13 protein-coding genes are annotated in these 17,079 nt (G+C 53.4%); 6 read left to right on the forward strand and 7 right to left on the reverse strand.

The features are described 5' to 3' along the window. Positions 1-10: 10 nt before the first annotated feature. Positions 11-3,493: a DNA polymerase III subunit alpha gene (gene dnaE, locus HNQ38_RS02680; RefSeq protein ID WP_183717846.1), complete on the reverse strand. Its 3,483-nt coding sequence runs from the start codon at positions 3,491-3,493 to the stop codon at positions 11-13. Positions 3,494-3,675: 182 nt separating this feature from the next. Between dnaE and HNQ38_RS02685 the strand changes: the two genes are divergently transcribed. Beyond that, positions 3,676-4,497, forward strand: a complete 822-nt coding sequence (locus tag HNQ38_RS02685; protein ID WP_183717847.1) for an HD domain-containing protein — start codon at positions 3,676-3,678, stop codon at positions 4,495-4,497. A gap of 304 nt (positions 4,498-4,801) precedes the next feature. Next, on the forward strand, positions 4,802-5,050 hold the full coding sequence (locus tag HNQ38_RS02690) for a hypothetical protein (protein WP_183717848.1): 249 nt from the start codon (positions 4,802-4,804) through the stop codon (positions 5,048-5,050). Positions 5,051-5,391: 341 nt separating this feature from the next. Here the strand turns inward: HNQ38_RS02690 and HNQ38_RS02695 are convergent, their stop codons facing one another. Then, a complete protein-coding gene (locus HNQ38_RS02695; RefSeq protein ID WP_246387937.1) occupies positions 5,392-6,723 on the reverse strand; it encodes a DUF3179 domain-containing protein in 1,332 nt (443 codons plus the stop codon). Beyond that, entirely contained in the window at positions 6,720-7,607 is an 888-nt protein-coding gene (rfbD, locus tag HNQ38_RS02700) for a dTDP-4-dehydrorhamnose reductase (RefSeq protein WP_183717849.1), read from the reverse strand. Before rfbD ends, HNQ38_RS02695 begins: the two co-directional genes overlap by 4 nt. Positions 7,608-7,774: 167 nt before the next feature. Between rfbD and HNQ38_RS02705 the strand changes: the two genes are divergently transcribed. Both HNQ38_RS02705 and HNQ38_RS02710 read left to right on the forward strand, forming a co-directional pair. Continuing rightward, complete coding sequence (locus HNQ38_RS02705) at positions 7,775-8,557, forward strand: sirohydrochlorin cobaltochelatase (RefSeq protein WP_183717850.1); 783 nt, start codon at positions 7,775-7,777, stop codon at positions 8,555-8,557. A 206-nt stretch (positions 8,558-8,763) separates the two neighbouring features. Beyond that, positions 8,764-9,408 carry a hypothetical protein gene (locus tag HNQ38_RS02710; RefSeq protein WP_246387938.1) on the forward strand — a complete coding sequence of 215 codons (645 nt, stop codon included), beginning with the start codon at positions 8,764-8,766 and terminating at the stop codon, positions 9,406-9,408. A gap of 150 nt (positions 9,409-9,558) precedes the next feature. Here the strand turns inward: HNQ38_RS02710 and HNQ38_RS02715 are convergent, their stop codons facing one another. The 3 genes from HNQ38_RS02715 to mqnE form a co-directional block, all read right to left on the reverse strand. After that, positions 9,559-10,407, reverse strand: coding sequence for a menaquinone biosynthetic enzyme MqnA/MqnD family protein (locus tag HNQ38_RS02715; protein ID WP_183717852.1), 849 nt, complete (start codon positions 10,405-10,407; stop codon positions 9,559-9,561). A gap of 277 nt (positions 10,408-10,684) precedes the next feature. Next, a complete protein-coding gene (gene mqnC, locus HNQ38_RS02720) occupies positions 10,685-11,815 on the reverse strand; it encodes a cyclic dehypoxanthinyl futalosine synthase (protein ID WP_183717853.1) in 1,131 nt (376 codons plus the stop codon). After that, the gene (gene mqnE / locus HNQ38_RS02725; protein WP_183717854.1) at positions 11,812-12,954 is read right to left on the reverse strand and encodes an aminofutalosine synthase MqnE; all 1,143 of its coding nucleotides are present in this window, start codon (positions 12,952-12,954) and stop codon (positions 11,812-11,814) included. Before mqnE ends, mqnC begins: the two co-directional genes overlap by 4 nt. Before the next feature lie 84 nt (positions 12,955-13,038). Between mqnE and HNQ38_RS02730 the strand changes: the two genes are divergently transcribed. Next, positions 13,039-13,896 carry a 1,4-dihydroxy-6-naphtoate synthase gene (locus HNQ38_RS02730; RefSeq protein WP_183717855.1) on the forward strand — a complete coding sequence of 286 codons (858 nt, stop codon included), beginning with the start codon at positions 13,039-13,041 and terminating at the stop codon, positions 13,894-13,896. 159 nt (positions 13,897-14,055) lie between these two features. Then, a complete protein-coding gene (locus tag HNQ38_RS02735; protein WP_183717856.1) occupies positions 14,056-15,495 on the forward strand; it encodes an MATE family efflux transporter in 1,440 nt (479 codons plus the stop codon). 9 nt (positions 15,496-15,504) lie between these two features. On the opposite strand, the gene HNQ38_RS02740 is transcribed toward HNQ38_RS02735, so the two are convergent. After that, complete coding sequence (locus HNQ38_RS02740) at positions 15,505-17,019, reverse strand: response regulator (protein WP_183717857.1); 1,515 nt, start codon at positions 17,017-17,019, stop codon at positions 15,505-15,507. Between the last annotated feature and the right edge of the window lie 60 nt (positions 17,020-17,079).

Here is a 17,079-nt window from a genome sequence, read left to right on the forward strand (position 1 = left end):
AGAGTGGGCCTCACGATGCCCATGCCGCAAGGGCCTTGTCCAACTCGGGGCCAGGAGTGACCTTGAGAGTATTGTCCAAATGCAGGTGGCAGACATGCCCATCCAGGCAGATCTGTGCGTGGGTTTCCACAGGACCGGGATGGCCTTCGAGAATATTACGCAAAGCCAGTAAATCTTCTTTGCTCATGCGGTGCGGAGGAATCTGGACGCACACCGGGGTGTCGTTGAGGCTGCAGCATTCGGCCATAAGCAGCAGGCTTTGCCCCAGCAGTTTGAGTTCACGGGGGGCATCTTCACTGTCTTCGTCCATATCCCGGTTATCTTCCGGCTCTTTATCAAGCCGGGCGGTGAGGCAAAGGGGCTGTTCCGAATGCAGCAGCTGGCGCACTTCAGCGTAACTGCGAGGGAAAAAAGTAACCTCGCCATGACCAGTAAGGTCTTCAATGGCTGCGAAAGCCATGCGTTCACCCTTACTCTTGGTTATGACCTCGCGAACACTGGTCACAAGCACTGCGCAGCGCACCTCTGCACCGGGGAACATATCCCGGGCATCTTCGAGCGTTGTAAGGCCCAGGCGGCGTATTTCACGCACAAAGGGCTGCAAAGGGTGGCTTGTAAGAAAGAAGCCCAAGGCCTCTTTTTCAGCACGAAGCTTATCTTCATCCGGCATTTCAGGTATATCTGCCTCTGGGCAGTCGAGCCCTACGCCAGGCTGCGGCGCGTTTTCCACAGCAGGGGCCATAGCCAGCAAGGAAACCTGATTGGAATTTTTATCTTTCGCTTTCTTTTGGGCGCGGGTGACCACGGCTTCGAGTGAAGCCAGCATGGCCGCACGCGCCACACCAAAGCAGTCGCAAGCGCCACCCTTGATAAGAGATTCCAGCACGCGCTTGGTAACTTTGCGAAGATTGACGCGGCAGCACAGGTCAAAAAGTGAAGCAAATTCTCCATCATCTCTGCGGGATTCGACCAGTTCGCGGATGGCTTCATCACCCACGTTTTTAATGCCGCCCAAACCAAAAACCACTTTGCCCTCGTAAGCTGAAAACTCGCGTTGGCTGCGGTTTACTGAGGGCTGCACGACATCAATGCCCATATCCTTGCAGCAGGATACATACTTGAGCAGTTTATCCTGATTGCCCATTTCTGAAGTGAGCAGGGCTGCCATAAACTCAACTTTATAGTGAACCTTGAGGTAGGCAGTATAATATGAAATGAGGGCATAGGCGGCGGAGTGCGACTTGTTGAAGCCGTATTCCGCAAATTTTTCCATCAAGTCAAATATTTCGTTGGCTTTTTCTTCAGTGATATTGTTTTTCGTGGCGCCGGCCACAAAGCTGACCCGCTCCTTGGCCATGGCTTCAGCTTTTTTCTTGCCCATGGCGCGGCGCAGAAGGTCGGCCCCGCCCAGCGTATAGCTGGCAATAATCTGGGCGATCTGCATGACCTGTTCTTGGTAAACAATAACGCCGTATGTATCGCGCAGGCAGTCAGTAAGCGAGTCATGGGGGTAAATAACGGGCACCTGACCGTGTTTTCGCTTGATGAACTCGTCAACCATTCCAGAACCAAGGGGCCCCGGACGGTACAGAGCCAACATAGCGATAACATCTTCAAAGCAGGTAGGCCGCAACATGCGCAAATACTGTCGCATGCCGGAACTTTCAACCTGAAAAACCCCGTCGGTCTCGCCTCTGGCGTAGAGATCGTAGGTTTCTGAATCCGTCAGAGGCAGATCGTCAAGATCTGGCGGCGATTGGCCCTGAAGGCTGATGTTATCCAGGGTATCCTGAATAAGGGTCATGGTTTTGAGACCCAGAAAGTCGAATTTTACCAAGCCCGCCTTTTCTGTCATGGGGCCGTCAAACTGGGTAACAAGTTCGCCGCGCTTGCCCAGATAAAGGGGCAAGTATTCTTCCATAGGCTTGTCAGACACCACAAGGCCGGCGGCATGGGTGGAGGCGTGGCGAGCCAGACCTTCAAGGCGGCGGGCTGTATCAAGCAGGTGTTTGACCTGCGAGTCTTCGAGGTAAAGTTTTTCCAGCTCTGGCTCGGCTTCAAGAGCTTTTTTGATAGTCATCTTGAGGTCGGCGGGCACCAGTTTGGCAATCCGGTCTGTTTCGGCGAAACTCATACCCAACGCGCGGCCTACGTCGCGAACCACACCTTTGGCCTTCATCGTGCCAAACGTGGTAATCTGCGCAACAGAGCCTTCTCCGTAGGTCTCAACCATATGCTTGATGACATCGCCGCGGCGCCGCTCGCAGAAGTCGACGTCGATATCGGGCAGGGATACGCGTTCGCTGTTCAAAAAACGTTCAAACAGCAGATTATAGGGGATAGGGTCCAGGTTGGTGATGCGCAAGGCCCAGGCCACAAGTGATCCGGCGGCGGATCCGCGCCCCGGCCCCACAGGAATGTTGTTGTTTTTTGCCCAGTTGATAAACTCCTGCACGATGAGGAAATAGCTGGGAAAGCCCATTTCCAGAATGACGCGCAACTCATACTGCAAGCGTTCATGATAGAGTTCAGTATTGATGGAAGCCCGGTCTGGGTGCTTTTCCAGTCTTTTTTTCAACCCATCTTCAGCCAGATGACGGAATTCAGATTCCATGCTGGCCCCTTCGGGCAATTGGTATACCGGGAAGTAATGGTTACCGAAGTCCAGCGCTACATTGCATTCTTCAGCAATACGCATGGTGTTGGACAGAGCTTCGGGTACATGACTGAAAGATTTTTCCATTTCTTCAATGGATTTATAATACAGTTCATGAGTGCCAAACTTCATACGCTTGGGATCATCCATGGTGGTCTGCGTCTGGATGCAGAGCAACACTTCATGGGCTTCAGCGTCGTCGGCACTGAGATAGTGGCAGTCATTGGTGGCCACCAGCGGCAGGTTGCAGGTTTCAGCCAGCTCGATCAGGGCTGTGTTGGCTTTTTCCTGTTCCTTCAAGCCATTTGATTGCAGTTCAAGATAAAACCGACCGGGATAGATGCTGGCATATTCGAGAGTGAGTTTTCTGGCTAAATCCATATCGTCGGCCAAGATTGCGCGAGGAATTTCACCAGCAATGCAGGCCGAAAGGCAGGTCAGTCCTTCGGAATATTTTCGCAGAAGGGCTTTGTCTACACGCGGTTTATAGTAAAATCCTTCAAGAAAGCCTTGGCTTACCAGTTTGACCAGGTTGTGGTACCCTGTCTTGTTCTGCGCCAGCAAAATAAGATGATTGCGCTTACGAGCCAGAGGAGATTCGGTTTTTTTATCAGTATGGTCATGGCAAACGTACACTTCGCAGCCAAATATGGGTTTTACCCCGAACTCTTTGCAGCCCTGATAGAAATAGGCTGCTCCAAAAAGATTGCCGTGGTCTGTAATGGCGCAGGCGGGCATGCCAAAATCTTTGGCTCGGGCGCAAAGATCCTTGATGCGTATGGCGCCGTCCAGAAGGCTGTATTCGGTGTGACAATGCAAATGAACGAAATCGGACATGAAAGCTCCGGGAAGCACTAAACAGAGTGGATTTAAGCGTGTGGGGCAGCGCGCCGTATGCGCGCTGCGAGTCAGGTCGTGAAGCATAGCAAATGAGTCACCGCCTCTCAAGCAATAGCTGGAAGGCTGATACTCAAGGCCGGAACATTGCCTTGTGCGCCGCCTGGGAGTACACACGGTCTATGGAAACAAACCTCGGAAGCGCCAGTTTTATTGGAGATCACGAAGAATGGTTTGCGGCTTATGCCGCCAATCGCTGTGCTATTGAAGCGGCCCGGCCCAGTGGCGATGTTGGCCCAATGCATCTGAAAACCCGGCACAGTATGGCTGTGCTGAATAATGCCCGGCGTATGGTGGACAGCGAGCGGTTTTCTGTTGTTCAGGGACGAATATGTCTTCTGGCTGCTTTATATCATGATGTGGGCCGGTTTGAGCAGTACCTGCGTTTTCACACGTTCAAAGACAAAGAATCATGCAACCACGGGCAGTTGGGGCTACGCATTCTCAAACAGGAAAAACGCCTGGATGGCGAAGATCCTGCCATTCGTAAAGCTGTGCTGGCTGCCGTGATTTTGCATAACCGCTTCGCTTTGCCAGAAGGCCTGCCGGAGGATACGGCGATCGCAGCGCATGTTGTGCGTGATGCAGATAAGCTGGATATTCTGCAAGTGATGGATGAGCACCTGAAAGGCCCAAAACCCTATAATCCCACAGTCGTTTTAAGTTTGCCCGATACTGCGGGCATGTACAGCGAAGCGGTGATACAGGCTGCGCTTGAAGGACGTGTGGCAGCCTATGCGGACCTGCGCAGTGTGAATGATTTTCGTCTTCTACTGGGTACCTGGTTTTTTGATATGCATTTTGATTCAAGCCGGCGTCAGTTTGTGGAAGATGGGCATGCTCTGAATCTCCTGCAGGGGTTGCCGGATTTTCCACCGTATAAGGCCGTACGGCAAGGGCTGCTTGAAAAGCTTGGAGCATTGCGTGACGCGCCATCGTACTGAAGCCAATGCAGTATTTCAGCGCACGTCTAAGGAATTTTCTGAAGTTGCACCTTCCACACAAACGAGTGGGCAGGTTTCTGTGCTACCAAATAAAGAAGTAATGTCAGATCTGGCCCTACCTGCCTGTCCCCGGTTTTTTCCGTTTGCCACGCTTGTTTCAAGAATTCCCTGGCCTGATGATGTCGGCTCCGCGCCGCTCAATGTCGCCCCTGCAAGCTTGCGGCATATGGTAGATTGCCCCGTGCCCCTCATACGCTTGGCCTACAGACTTTTTTACCTCCCGCTTGCACAAGGAGAAGCTCTCTTGAGTCTGACTACCGCTGCTGCGCGCGAAGTGCTGGTGGTGGACTTCAAGTGTGCCGAACGAAATCTGGAACTACCTTGTGCTTTATTGGCGGCTGGTGTGCGTGGGGTTTGGTATGCCCATACCTCGCTATTTATGCGTGCCGGAGGATTGGAGGGCCTGGTCTATCGTTTGGGACTTACAGTTTCTGGCCGTCAGAACCTATTGGGCGGGGCAGCCGTGATGCTACGGGTATCTGCGCAGAGCTGATTCTATGGATTGTTAATGGAAAACATTAACTGTGTTTGATTAATTGAAGCATTTACAGCGTTGTTCGTCATGTTGTCTATCGATCTTATTTTATTGGTAATTTTTAGACATATAAGGGCGATGCAAGCTTTTTGAAGCCATAGCCTTTGCGCGTTTGAGACTGATCAATCCCAGTACGCCATACTGCTTTACTGTTAACATGAAGAGAGTCCACCATTCATACAGAGTAGGCTTCACAGGACAACGCCTTGCTCAGTTTTTGTATTCCGGTGCAACGCAACAGATGGCACTCAATTGTTATGTGTTGTGGCTATGCTGACAGATTCGAACAATCTGTAGAATTATTGGGCTGCGGGCATGTTGGGAATGACGGAAGGGCCCGGAGCTGCTGGAGCCGCCGGAGCAAGATTGTCACTCCCCGGTGCATCAGGCGACAGCAGGTTTTCTGGCACAACACCGGGCCCAGGTACTGTGAACGTTTCTGGGTTAATACTGTACCAGGCAAACCACATCGAATAGCCCCCGAAGTACTCCGGCATTGATGCGCCCTTCATATTTCCTTCAATGGCTTTACCAGTAGAGGGGTCCCAGACGCTGCGGGTTTTCAGATCCATAAGTTTGCCATAACGGCTGATGAATAAAAAGGGTTCTGCCCATATTTGCCGATTGAACACACGTACGACGTCCAGTTTTGGGTCATGGGCGGCCAAGAGGGCGTTTGGTCCCACAAAAAAGTTCACAGTTCCCTTTTTTTTCACATAAGCGACGTCAATGGCCAGTAAATAGCCTTCATATTCCAGACAAAGCATGTGCGTTTTACGCGGAAAGCGCTTATCCATGCGTTGCACTGGGTATATGAGCCTGTCATTGTCGTAGTAGGTTCCCTTGCGTTGATAGTTGCCGTAGGGATCTCGCCCATAAGGGCGTGTGCCTGCGGGTTTGCCCATAACAGGCGCATTGGGATAAACGCTTCGTGCCGCTCCCCAGGTCGTCCAGAACACCGGAACAGTGGGCATGCCTCGGCCCATAAGAGGCCCCTCAAAGGCCATCCCCGTTTCTTGCAGCCATAGGCTGCCGGAGTTCCGGTCAATGAGTACGCTGTTTCCGTCGTAGAGGCGGCCCTCAGTGTCAAAAATGAGGTTGAGGCCCTCCATCGAGGCATTGTAGGCCATAAGCGTTCCGGTAGTCGGGCAATATGTAATGGCATAGGCCACATCATCTATCAGCTCATTAACTACCTGATGCCAGACCATGAAGCGCTGCGGGTAAATGTGCGGCCCATTGGGCAGCATGACAACAAAAACCACTTCTTCAGCGCTGGTGTTGAGGTCCGCATCCATCACGCGATCGTAACGGGGCCTGTACAGCGAGGGAATCGCTCCGTACGCGACCCCTGTTTCCACAAGCTTGCCCGTAATGGACGCCAGCTCTTGCATGCTTTTGGGACGTGCCTGAGCTTCAGGCGGCCACACAAGCAGAGTTAGCAGCGCAAGAAGCAATTGCGGAAAAATTCGCATAAAAGCAGAACATTTTCTGCCAGCAGAGGATTTTTCTGTCGTGGTGGGGCGTGTGCCTGATACAACGCGCGCTGTCCCCGCCTTTGGCGCGGCGGTCAACTGCAAGGTCTGTCCCTCAGTAGCTTCCAGCGGGCGTATATTCAGGCTTGCGATCAATGCAGATCCTTATCCTTTCGGTGAGTGGGGAGGTAGTCGCTATAGATATAGTCGCGCAGAGCCTGAGGCCAGGGGCGCGGCTTTTTGCCAAGAAATGCGCTTAACTTGCTGTTGTCCAGAACGGAAAATGTCGGGCGGTGGGCTTTCTGTGGCCATTGTGCCGAATCAATGGGCACCACACGGCAGGAAGCTGCAGCCAGCGTTATGGATTCGCACGCCAGCTCGCACCAGCTTGCCTGACCACTATTGACGGCATGCCATAAGCCTGTGGCTTGTTTTTCAGCCAGGGCCACGCTCCATTGGGCGAGATCCATACTGTAAGTAGGCGATCCAACCTGATCATAAACCACATTGATGGCATCGCGCTTTTCACAGGCGGCCACAATGGTATCCACAAAATTTTTCCGGCCCGGGCCAAAAAGCCAAGCCGTTCGCAGTACGCTGGACCGTTCTGGCAGTACGCGAAGTACCGCCTGCTCACCCTCCAGCTTGGTGCTGCCATACACTGACTGCGGGTGTGCTTCGTCTTCTTCGGTCAAAGGGGTTTCGCCATGACCAGAAAAAACAAAATCAGTGCTGTAATGGACGAGATGTCCATTACCGAGACCTCGAAGGATATGCGCCAGGGCATCCGGTAAGGCTCGATTGAGCTCACGCGCGCTGGGGGAATCGTCTTCAGCAGCATCCACAGCAGTGTAGCCTACTGCATTAAAAACTACATCAGCGTTGGCTGCATGCAGGCGGGATTGCAAAAAACTGAAATCCAGTACATTGCCATCCTGCCGCCCCAACGTCTCAACTTGCCAGCCTCGTGCCATGAGTACATGCACAAGAGCCTGCCCCAGCAGACCGGTTGCGCCCCCTAAAATCAGCGCCTTTGCCATTTAAACCCTCCCAGGCGTCATACTCCATTTTTACCGAGAGTATGCGACCCCATATTGTGGGTACTCTATCTTTGTGCGGCACACTGGTCAATATGGAACGCATATTGGTAATTCTGCAGCAGTTGCCTCCTTGCCACCATAATGCAAGTAACGTACAAATGAGCCCTATGAGACGTGCGATATTATTGGTAGCTTTCGGCGCAAGCAGCGCTCAGGGGCAAAATGCCCTTAAAGGTTTTGATTCTCTGGTTCGCCAACGCTACCCGGGAATCCCTGTGCGCTGGGCCTACACCTCACTTTTATTGCGCGAGCGCCTGGCGCAGGCCCGGCAAAAAAGTGATTCTGTACGTAAGGCTTTGCAACGTCTCAGCTTTGAACGTTTCACGCACGTGGCCGTGCAGCCTTTACAAACCATCCCCGGGCGCGAACACGGTGAAGTGTGCGCAGCCGTTGACGAGGCTATGGCACAGGACAATCTGCGTTGCCAGGTAGGCGTGCCTCTGTTGACCACAGAAGAAGACTTGCATGCAGCCGCGCAGGCTGTGTTGCACCATCTGCCCGCAGAGCGCGCTGCTCATGAAGATGTGATTTTTATGGGGCATGGAGCAGAGCACCACGCTGTGGAGCGCTATGCCGACCTTGCGCAGGCCGTGTATGCGCTTGATTCCAAAGTGCATGTTGGCGCTATGAACGGAGCGGTACTGCTTGATGATATTTTACCCCGGCTTTCTTCCGAGCGCGTGTGGCTCATGCCCTTGCTTTCCGTCGTAGGCAACCACGCTCTCAAGGATATGGCAGGCCACGGCAACCAATCCTGGCGTAGCCGCGTGGAAGCCTTGGGATGCCAGTGCATACCTGTGTTGAAAGGTACGGCGGAATACGCCGGTTTTGCTGAAATATGGCTGCGGCATCTCAATAGTGCCGCCCAGTTTTGCTTTGAATTTGCATGAGGTGATTTATGCGCGGAATATTGATGGCCACGTTGCTTTTTGCCGTGATGCTTTCTGGTTGTGGAGCTGCCAGCAGCGGGGAAAGCAGCCCCAGAGGGGCTGTGAACCTGTCAGCCTCAGTGCAAAACGGCAACGCAAACCAGTATAACCCTTACATGCACCAAAACACGCCCAATCTTCGATCTAACTCGCCAGACGGAGCTGCCATGCTCAATAAGCTGGGCGGCAATGTGCCGACGATCGAAGGTGAAGCCGGACACAGGCCGCAGTGGAAAAGCGAAATTTATCCCGTGGTGTTCGGTAATGCCGCTGCGCCGCACGAAATTCTTGTAGTGCTTGATTTTGCTGCGCCACAGAGTGAGAAAGTCTGGCAGGCAGTGGTGGAAGCCAGCCGTTCGCTTTCACCCCAGCAGTGTAAAATAGCTGTTTTCGCCAACAGCAAGGAATACTACGGCACCGATCTTATGGGGCTTGCCATCTGGATCAGTCATTCACGTCCTGGTCAGGCGATGCCATATCTGACCTATGCTCTGGGCCAATGGAACAAGGTCAAAGCCGAGCAGAAGAGTTCGCGTGGCCTTGCTGTTCCCTTCCAGAACGAATACGACGCTACCGTCAAGAACACAGACTACCCCATCCATTACAGCTATTTCTCACGCTTGCGCCCGCCTGTTCCTGCTAACCAGGAATTGAGCGTGGCCAAGTATTGCTATGATGCGGGCAACGTGAACCTCTATCAGGCTGAGCAGATCAGCAAGTATTATGGAATCAAAAATCTGCCAGCAGTTATCGTGAACGGACAGCTTCTTTCCTCTGTATCCGCCGGAAGTATTTTGAAGGCTTTGCAGTAGCACTTGAACTTCGAAAAATTTGAGTGTGCCAGTGTTGTATAAAACAGGAGCGCGCAGCAATTTTTCAAGACATTAACCTGTTAGGTTAATTACGATTCTTGGCAACAAAAAACCCGCACACTTGAGCGGGTTTTTTGTTGCCTGTTGGCGTCATAATTTGAAAAATTCCAAGGGCGGCGCAGCGGGTATCATCTGGGCGGCGGCCAGTTTTTCGTAAAAAAGTTTCAGGCCGCGCTGTTCTTCTTCCCCAAGGCTATAAACAAGCCCCTTGCTGTAATAGAGGGCCAATTCGTCTCTGCTCAAGGGGCAGCCATGCCCGGTAAGATCAAGTATTACATCCATGTGGGTTAAGCCCCAGTCCCGTCCCTGACGCAAAAGCGCGCCTGGATCCGTTGTGAAGAGGCCTGCGTCAGCAGCAGATCTGCTTACAACCCACAGACCGAAAATAAAGGGTAGGCCAGTCCAGTCGCGCCAGGCTTCAGCCATATCAAGGCGATATGGGTACTCGGCGTGATCGCGCAAGCGCAAAGCCTCATCGCCGATAGCCAAAAAAGCCACGGGTGGCTTTTCGCCGCGCAGGGCTGGAGTCACCTGCCCCGTGCTGTAAGTAACGTTGAGCTTATAACGGTCACGCATGAGCAGGCGAAGCAGCGCCACAGAGGTATGCGTTTCCCCGCTGATTAGAATTTCCTGACCATCCAGCTGATCCAGAGGGACACGGGAAAGGAGAAGCACACTCATGACCGGGCCACGTGAACCGATGGAGAGGTCATCCACAAGATAGTACCGCTCGGGGCGGCTTGCATACTCAAAGCAGGACGTGGAAGAAACGTGCAGTTCTCCCCGTGCCATCATGTTGTTGAGCAGAGCTGGCGGGCCGGAGACCAGTTCAAAGTCGTGCGGCAGAATGCCCGCTTCCAGCGGATGGTAGATAGGAAGAACATTGAGGTAGCCGATTCGGCCCATACGCAAGGTGGGCTTTTGTGTTGAACTGGTCATGGCGACAATCTTGTTTGGAGGGTGTGCGTTGTTAGCCTGACGCGAAAAAGGGGAGAGCGGCCTTCCAGGTTTGGGTATTCTGACATTGGTGGAAGGGATTGCTTGGCGGAAGCCAAACTGCCCGCAGCAATACGGCGAAATCCAACCGAAAACCACATCAGAGCAGAATGCCAACGTGTAAAAATATAGCAGTTAATCTAACTTGCTAAAAAATGAGTGGAAAACACCCGGGAGGAAAGCTGTTTCGTTGCTTCCTCCCGGGATTGTTTTCATCAGTTTAGGCTACAGGCTGTGGTTCCACAGGTTTGTAATCCATTGTGCGCTGTATCGGCGTGAAGCCAGCGGTGCTGATGACCTTGTGGATGTCAGCCCGGCTCATTTGAAATGACACGCCCGCAGCAGCCACGACATTTTCTTCAATCATCAATGAGCCAAAGTCATTGGCGCCGTAAAAAAGCGCCAATTGGGCCACATGCGGTCCCATTGTCACCCAGGACGCCTGGATGTTGGTCACATTGTCCAGCACAAGGCGTGAAACTGCCAGCATGCGCAGATAGGCTGGTGCAGGCAGAGGATCTACTTGGATGCGGGTATGGGCTGGCTGGAAAGTCCAGGGAATAAAAGCCGTGAACCCGTGCGTCCGGTCCTGTACTTCGCGTACAGCAAAAAGGTGGTCCAATCTGTGCGCCGGGGTTTCTTCGTGCCCAAACATCATCGTAGCCGTAGTACGCAGTCCCAGCTTATGTGCTTCTTCCATTACGCCAAGCCACTGTTCGGCTGTGCATTTGTTGGGTGAGACCTGTGCGCGCACGCCTGTATGCAAAATTTCAGCGCCGCCGCCAGGCAGAGAATGCAGCCCGGCATCTTTGAGGCGTTTCAGCACTTCTGGCACGGAGAGATTGAACTTTTCGGCCCAAAAGAAAATTTCCGGCGGAGAGAATGCGTGAATATGCAGCTGAGGCCACGTTTGCCGCAGCCAGCGTAAAAGATCCTCATACCATTCAAGAGGCAAATCAGGGTGATGGCCCCCCTGAAGCAGTATCTGCGTCCCGCCGAGTTCCAGAGTTTCTTCCACCTTCTGAGCCATTTCTTCGCGGCTGATGACATAGCAGTCTTCATGCTCTGGAGCGCGAAAGAAGGCACAGAAGCGACAGGCGCACACACACACATTGGAATAGTTGATATTGCGGTCGCCCACATAGGTAACTATGGGTTCGGGGTGCATACGCAAGCGCATGCGGTGTGCAAGCTGGGCCAAGGTATGCAGGCTGGCCTTGTAGTACAAGGCTTCAGTGGCAGAGCGATCAAGTCTTTGGCCACTAGCTGCGAGCTTTGCGGCTTCGCGCACGTCGGCGAATTCCGGGCCTTGCTCTTCAAAGGGGCTGTGTGCGGGGGTAAAGCTGCTCACTGGCGCGCCTCCGGGCTGTCTGAGTCATCCAAAATGTTAAAAGTAGCGTTACGTCGCACAGGCGTAAAGCCGGAAGCGCGTATGGTGTGCTCCAGTTCCGCAATGGTCATGCCCTGAGCTGACTGTGCTCCAGCCATGTGTCCAATGCGCTCTTCAATGATAGTGCCGTCCAGGTCGTCTGCGCCATACCACAAAGCCACGGGAGCCAGCTTGGGGCCCATCATGATCCAGTACGCCTTGAGATGTGGGATATTGTCCAGCATGAGGCGCGCAACAGCTACTGTTCGGAGTTGGTCAAGGCCACGTTGCGGGCCGACCTTGTCTTCCGGCAGTTTGAGAAGGCTGTTTTCCGTAAGGAAGGGCAGAGGAATGAAACAGGTGAAACCGCCGCTTTTATCCTGTTGTTCGCGCAGGCGGCAAAGGTGGTCAATGCGGTGTTCATAGGTTTCAAGGTGTCCAAAAAGCATGGTGCAGTTGGTCTTGATCCCCAAACTGTGCGCTTCGCCAGAAATGCGCAGCCACGCAGCAGCGTCAGCTTTGTGGGGGCAGATTTGCGGTCGCAGTTTTTCATCAAAAATTTCAGCGCCGCCTCCTGGCATCATGACCAAGCCAGCGGCTTGCAGCCTGCGAAGAACTTCAACTGTGCTGATGCCCTCAAGCCGGGAAAAATGTTCTATCTCAACAGCGGTAAAGGCTTTTACCGGCAGATCGGGATTGAAGGCGCGCACAGAGCGAATCATGTCTTCAAACCAGGACAGTGGGCGTGTTGGATGGCAGCCGCCAACAATGTGCAGTTCATCCAGGTGCAGTGGCGTGGAATCAGCATCACGTAGACGTGCCAGCACATCGTCTAGACTCAGCGCAAACGCGCCTGAATCGCTTTCAGCATCACGCCGAAACGCGCAGAATGTACAGCCATTAACGCAAACATTGGTATAATTGATTTGCCTGTTCACCACATAAAAGGCGTTGTGTCCGTGCAAGCGGCATCGCACATGCAGGGCAAGAGCTCCAACGGCAGTGATGTCTGGACAGTTGAACAAGGCAATGCCGTCTTCAAAGCTCAGGCGTTGCCCGGAAAGCACTTTTTCGTGGATGGACGAAAGGCCAAGTGCGGCGTAGTATGCGGCGTCTAACATGATGAAATCCTGTGGGGTGGATTGGGCCAAAATGACCGAAAGCAGAGTAGGCCGCCCGCCGCACGCTGTCAATGTGAGGAAACTATGTCTTCTGTTTTGCCCCACAATCCGTTTTCAACTCTGAGGTTTGGCCTTTCGCCTTGCCCCAACGACACCTATATTTTTCATGCCTTGCTGCACGGCCTTGTGGCCGCGCCTGCGGCTCTGCGTCCCCATATGGCTGATGTGGAAGAGTTGAACTCTCTGGCGCAAAAAGGCCGACTTGAAGTCACCAAGCTCTCATTGGGCGCAGTAACTGAAGTTATGGACAACTACGCCCTGTTATCTTCGGGAGCGGCCTTGGGATGGGGGTGCGGTCCGCTGGTTGTGGCCCGAAAAGAGATGTCGCCTGAAGAATGGAAAAATGCCACTGTGGCGGTGCCAGGCCTGTTGACCACAGCTAACCTTCTGCTTACCTTGCACGGCGGTTTTCAGGGGGCGCGGCAAGAAATGCTGTTCAGTGACGTCATGCCCGCCGTGGCAAGAGGCGAGGCAGATATGGGCCTTGTCATCCACGAAGGACGTTTTACATACGACAAACTTGGTCTGACAAAGATACTTGATCTGGGCCAATGGTGGGAGAGTGAATTTCATCTGCCCCTGCCTTTGGGCGCCATAGCGGTACGAAGGGATGTGCCTTTAGCTCTGGCCCGCCGGGTACAGGGGGCCATAACGGCCAGTCTGGCTCATGCTAACGCGCATCCGGACGCTTCGCATGAATATATCCGTTCCCATGCGCAGGAAATGGATGCAAATGTTACACGCGCCCACATCAAGACCTTTGTGACGGATTTTAGTCTGGATCTTGGAGCAGCAGGACGATCTGCCATTGAGCATCTTGTTCAACGCGCCGCTAAACTTGCGGGTAAAAGCCTTCCTGCCGAGGGATTGTTTCTGCGCTAACAGCGCAAATGGCAGTAAAACTGCCGCTCTTCGTTATTTATTTCTGGTGATTACTGCGTAACCTGTCTGGCTTTAAATCGCACCGGCCAGTATTCGGCAGCCATGTCATGTTTGCGGCAAGTCGCCACGGATCACTTTCAACCCCCCAAAAAAACTAGTATGCTTCACAAATATTTTTCCTGGTCCGAAGCCCGGCGTTTTTACGCTATTGGCCTGCCAATCTTTATTGCCCAGCTTTCACAGACGGGTATGACTTTTGCCGATACCGCCATTGCCGGTCAGTACAGCGCCGAACATATGGCGGCTGTGGCTGTGGGCAGCAGCGTGTGGGTTCCTGTTGCACTGCTTGGTATTGGCTGTCTATTGGCCCTGCCCCCTTTGAGTGCCCAGATGGTTGGCTCTGGAAAGCCGGAAAAAGCCGCGCACCTTTTGCGTCAGGGGTTGTGGCTGACCCTAGGGTTGAGCATCGTGCTTATGAGCTTTTTCTACATGGCCTCTTGGAAGATGGAATCCTTTGGATTGGAGCCGGAAATGGCACGCGTTTCCGGAGGGTTTTTACGTGCTATTATGTGGGGATTGCCCGGATTTATGCTTTTTGTGAATCTTCGAAGCTTTCTTGAAGGTTTTGCACGAACACGTCCGGCAATGATTATCGGGCTCATTGGATTGACCATCAACGTGCCATGCAATTTCATTTTTGTTTACGGCAAATTCGGCATGCCTGAGCTGGGCGGGGTTGGGTGTGGCGTAGCCACTGCCATCAGTTTTTGGGTTATGGCTTTGAGTATGTTATTTTATGTGCGCCGCGACTCAAAAAATACTTGTCTACAGCCCTTGTTTGCGCCTTTGTGGCGTAAAGCTTCTTCTGGCAGAGAGGGGCATGGAGATGGGAAAGTTGAGATGCAACCACGTTTCGACGCTGCGCTGGTCTGGCGGGTGTTGCGCATCGGCACGCCTGGAGCTCTGGCCCTTTTTTTTGAGGTTTCGCTTTTTGCTCTCAGCGCCATATTGTTGGCTCCGCTGGGCACCGTAATGGTTGCAGGCCACCAGATAGCACTCAATTTTGGCTCGCTGGCTTTTATGATTCCCTTGTCCCTTTGCATGACCGTAACCATCCGCGTGGGGCGCTGCCTTGGTGCACAGCAAGTAGAACGGGCCCAACTGGTAGCGCGGACGGCCCTTATTCTCAGCGTGGCCTTTGCGCTCGCCATTGCTTGCGTCACGGTTCTGTTCAGGCAGGAAATTGTGCGCATTTATACTGATAATCCAGAAGTCACGGCCCTTGCCATACACCTCTTGCTTTTTCAGGCGGCATATCAGGTGGTAGACGGCCTTCAGGTCACAGGGATCGGCATATTACGCGGCTACAACGATACGCGGATCATTTCCGCGATCTGTTTTATAGCCTACTGGGTTATTGGATTACCCTTGGGCTTCGTGCTGGCGCGCACTAATCTGCTGACTCCGCTTATGGGGGCGCAGGGCTTTTGGATAGCCTACATTGCAGCCCTTGGGTTCGGAGCCCTATGCTATTTGCTGCGTGTGCGCTTTTTGCATGGCCTTACGCCAGAAGCGGCGCTTGGGCGGGTTCGGCGGTAGGGTTGAAAGCTATTGTTTGGGTCGGCGGGCCATCTTCCAGGTATATTTCATCACAGACAGCAGGTCGCCAAGGCCGGATTTACCGTTGCCCTGGTCACTGTTGCTGGCTTCGCCAAATGGTTCCAGCGGAAATATGTCCACGTCCTGCTGATGTTCTTTGTTTTTTTCTCTTGCTTGCAGGCTTTGCGAGTCTACCTCCATATCCATAAATTCCGTTTTGCCCTGTCCCCATAGGGGGACGGGGAGAACGGCAGCACTATTTCCACCAAGCTGTTTTTCCTGCGTTTCGTTAGCAGCCCGGGAAGGATTTGTCGCAGAGGCTGCCGCTGACGCTTGAGCATCTGTAGCAGTGCTTACGCTTGAGCTTGCTGGGGTTTTTGATGCGTCTGCATCTCGGATGTTTTCAGGCTGTTCGGCATTTTCGCGTTGACGAGCCGCTTGGCGGGCCGCTAACCACTGACTTTCCGCCGCTTCCTGCCGTTTTTTTTCTTCTTGCTGCCGTGCAAGGTTTTCCAGATTTGAACGAATGGCTTCCGTCAGCGGGCCAGCAGCCATGCCCATTACACGACCAAGGCTTGCTTCCAGCTCCGCCAACATATGTTGCGGCGCGTCAGCGCTAAGGCAGGTCTGGGCTACGCGTTCAGTGAGCTGACGCCGTGGTGTAACGTCATACCCTTGCGACAGTATTTCGGCGGCTTCGTCATACTGCCCTTGGCGCATCATTTGAAAAGTTTCTGCAAGAAAAGGGCTCTTGGCTTCCGGATCTTCCTTGAGCAGGCCAGCATATACAGCCCGTGCCCGGTGCCAATGGCGGGCGCGTACAAAGGTAGTCGCGGCCAGCCCAAGATAGTACCGATAGCGTGCTACATCCCCCTTGCCTTTCCAGGCAACAGCCATACCCAATTCGGCATGACCCTGAATAAGTGCTCCGCACAACGCACGCTGAAATGCATTTATGGCATTGTTCCACTGCCGTTGCTGCAAGCATTGCATGCCAACGCGAAAGTAGTCTTCAGGCTCGCGCACTGGTTTGAGCAAAATGCCGTAGGTGGCAAGCGCCTGATCAAAAGAACTGGTATCCGTGTAGCGCTGGGCGGTCTCTAGCTGCTGCAAGCTCGGACGCGACGCAGTAAGGGATTCAAGATGGGCTTTGAGAACATTGATGGAATATGGGCGCGCCAGTAAGGCACTGGCTCCACAGCCCAGGGTCTTGAGTTGCTCAACTTCGCCGTCATTGGGCAAAATAAGCAGAATGGGCAAATCCAGCAGTAGGGGATGCTGACGCAGGATCGCGCAGAACTGTTCGCCGTCCATGTCAGCCAGTCTCTGCGTGCAGACGACTACATCAGGCATGAAGGACGCCCGCCCAGTGTCAAGACCAGCCAGCATTCGGGCTGCGTCTATACCTGACGTCATGCATTCCACCCGGCTGGCCCCGGCATCGCGCAAGGCACGACGATCAAGGCTGGCCAGAGAATCGCTTTCGCAAAGGAGAAGAATATTCATAGAGGTGGGGCGGGTCATGTAGATCCTTACGGGCAAGGGGGCAAATGCCGCCGGAGGCGTAGAAAATTTGCAACGGGT

This window comes from Desulfovibrio intestinalis (genome assembly GCF_014202345.1).
In the GTDB taxonomy this organism is placed as follows: domain Bacteria; phylum Desulfobacterota; class Desulfovibrionia; order Desulfovibrionales; family Desulfovibrionaceae; genus Desulfovibrio; species Desulfovibrio intestinalis.

What these genes read in the sequence shown, in the direction of transcription:
- mqnE (WP_183717854.1), bottom strand. Translation starts at nt 12,954, where the DNA reads ATGTTAGACGCCGCATACTACGCCGCACTTGGCCTTTCGTCCATCCAC.
- rfbD (WP_183717849.1), bottom strand. Translation starts at nt 7,607, where the DNA reads ATGGCAAAGGCGCTGATTTTAGGGGGCGCAACCGGTCTGCTGGGGCAG.
- HNQ38_RS02735 (WP_183717856.1), top strand. Translation starts at nt 14,056, where the DNA reads ATGCTTCACAAATATTTTTCCTGGTCCGAAGCCCGGCGTTTTTACGCT.
- HNQ38_RS02740 (WP_183717857.1), bottom strand. Translation starts at nt 17,019, where the DNA reads ATGACCCGCCCCACCTCTATGAATATTCTTCTCCTTTGCGAAAGCGAT.
- HNQ38_RS02685 (WP_183717847.1), top strand. Translation starts at nt 3,676, where the DNA reads ATGGAAACAAACCTCGGAAGCGCCAGTTTTATTGGAGATCACGAAGAA.
- HNQ38_RS02710 (WP_246387938.1), top strand. Translation starts at nt 8,764, where the DNA reads ATGCTCAATAAGCTGGGCGGCAATGTGCCGACGATCGAAGGTGAAGCC.
- HNQ38_RS02705 (WP_183717850.1), top strand. Translation starts at nt 7,775, where the DNA reads ATGAGACGTGCGATATTATTGGTAGCTTTCGGCGCAAGCAGCGCTCAG.
- HNQ38_RS02715 (WP_183717852.1), bottom strand. Translation starts at nt 10,407, where the DNA reads ATGACCAGTTCAACACAAAAGCCCACCTTGCGTATGGGCCGAATCGGC.
- HNQ38_RS02730 (WP_183717855.1), top strand. Translation starts at nt 13,039, where the DNA reads ATGTCTTCTGTTTTGCCCCACAATCCGTTTTCAACTCTGAGGTTTGGC.
- dnaE (WP_183717846.1), bottom strand. Translation starts at nt 3,493, where the DNA reads ATGTCCGATTTCGTTCATTTGCATTGTCACACCGAATACAGCCTTCTG.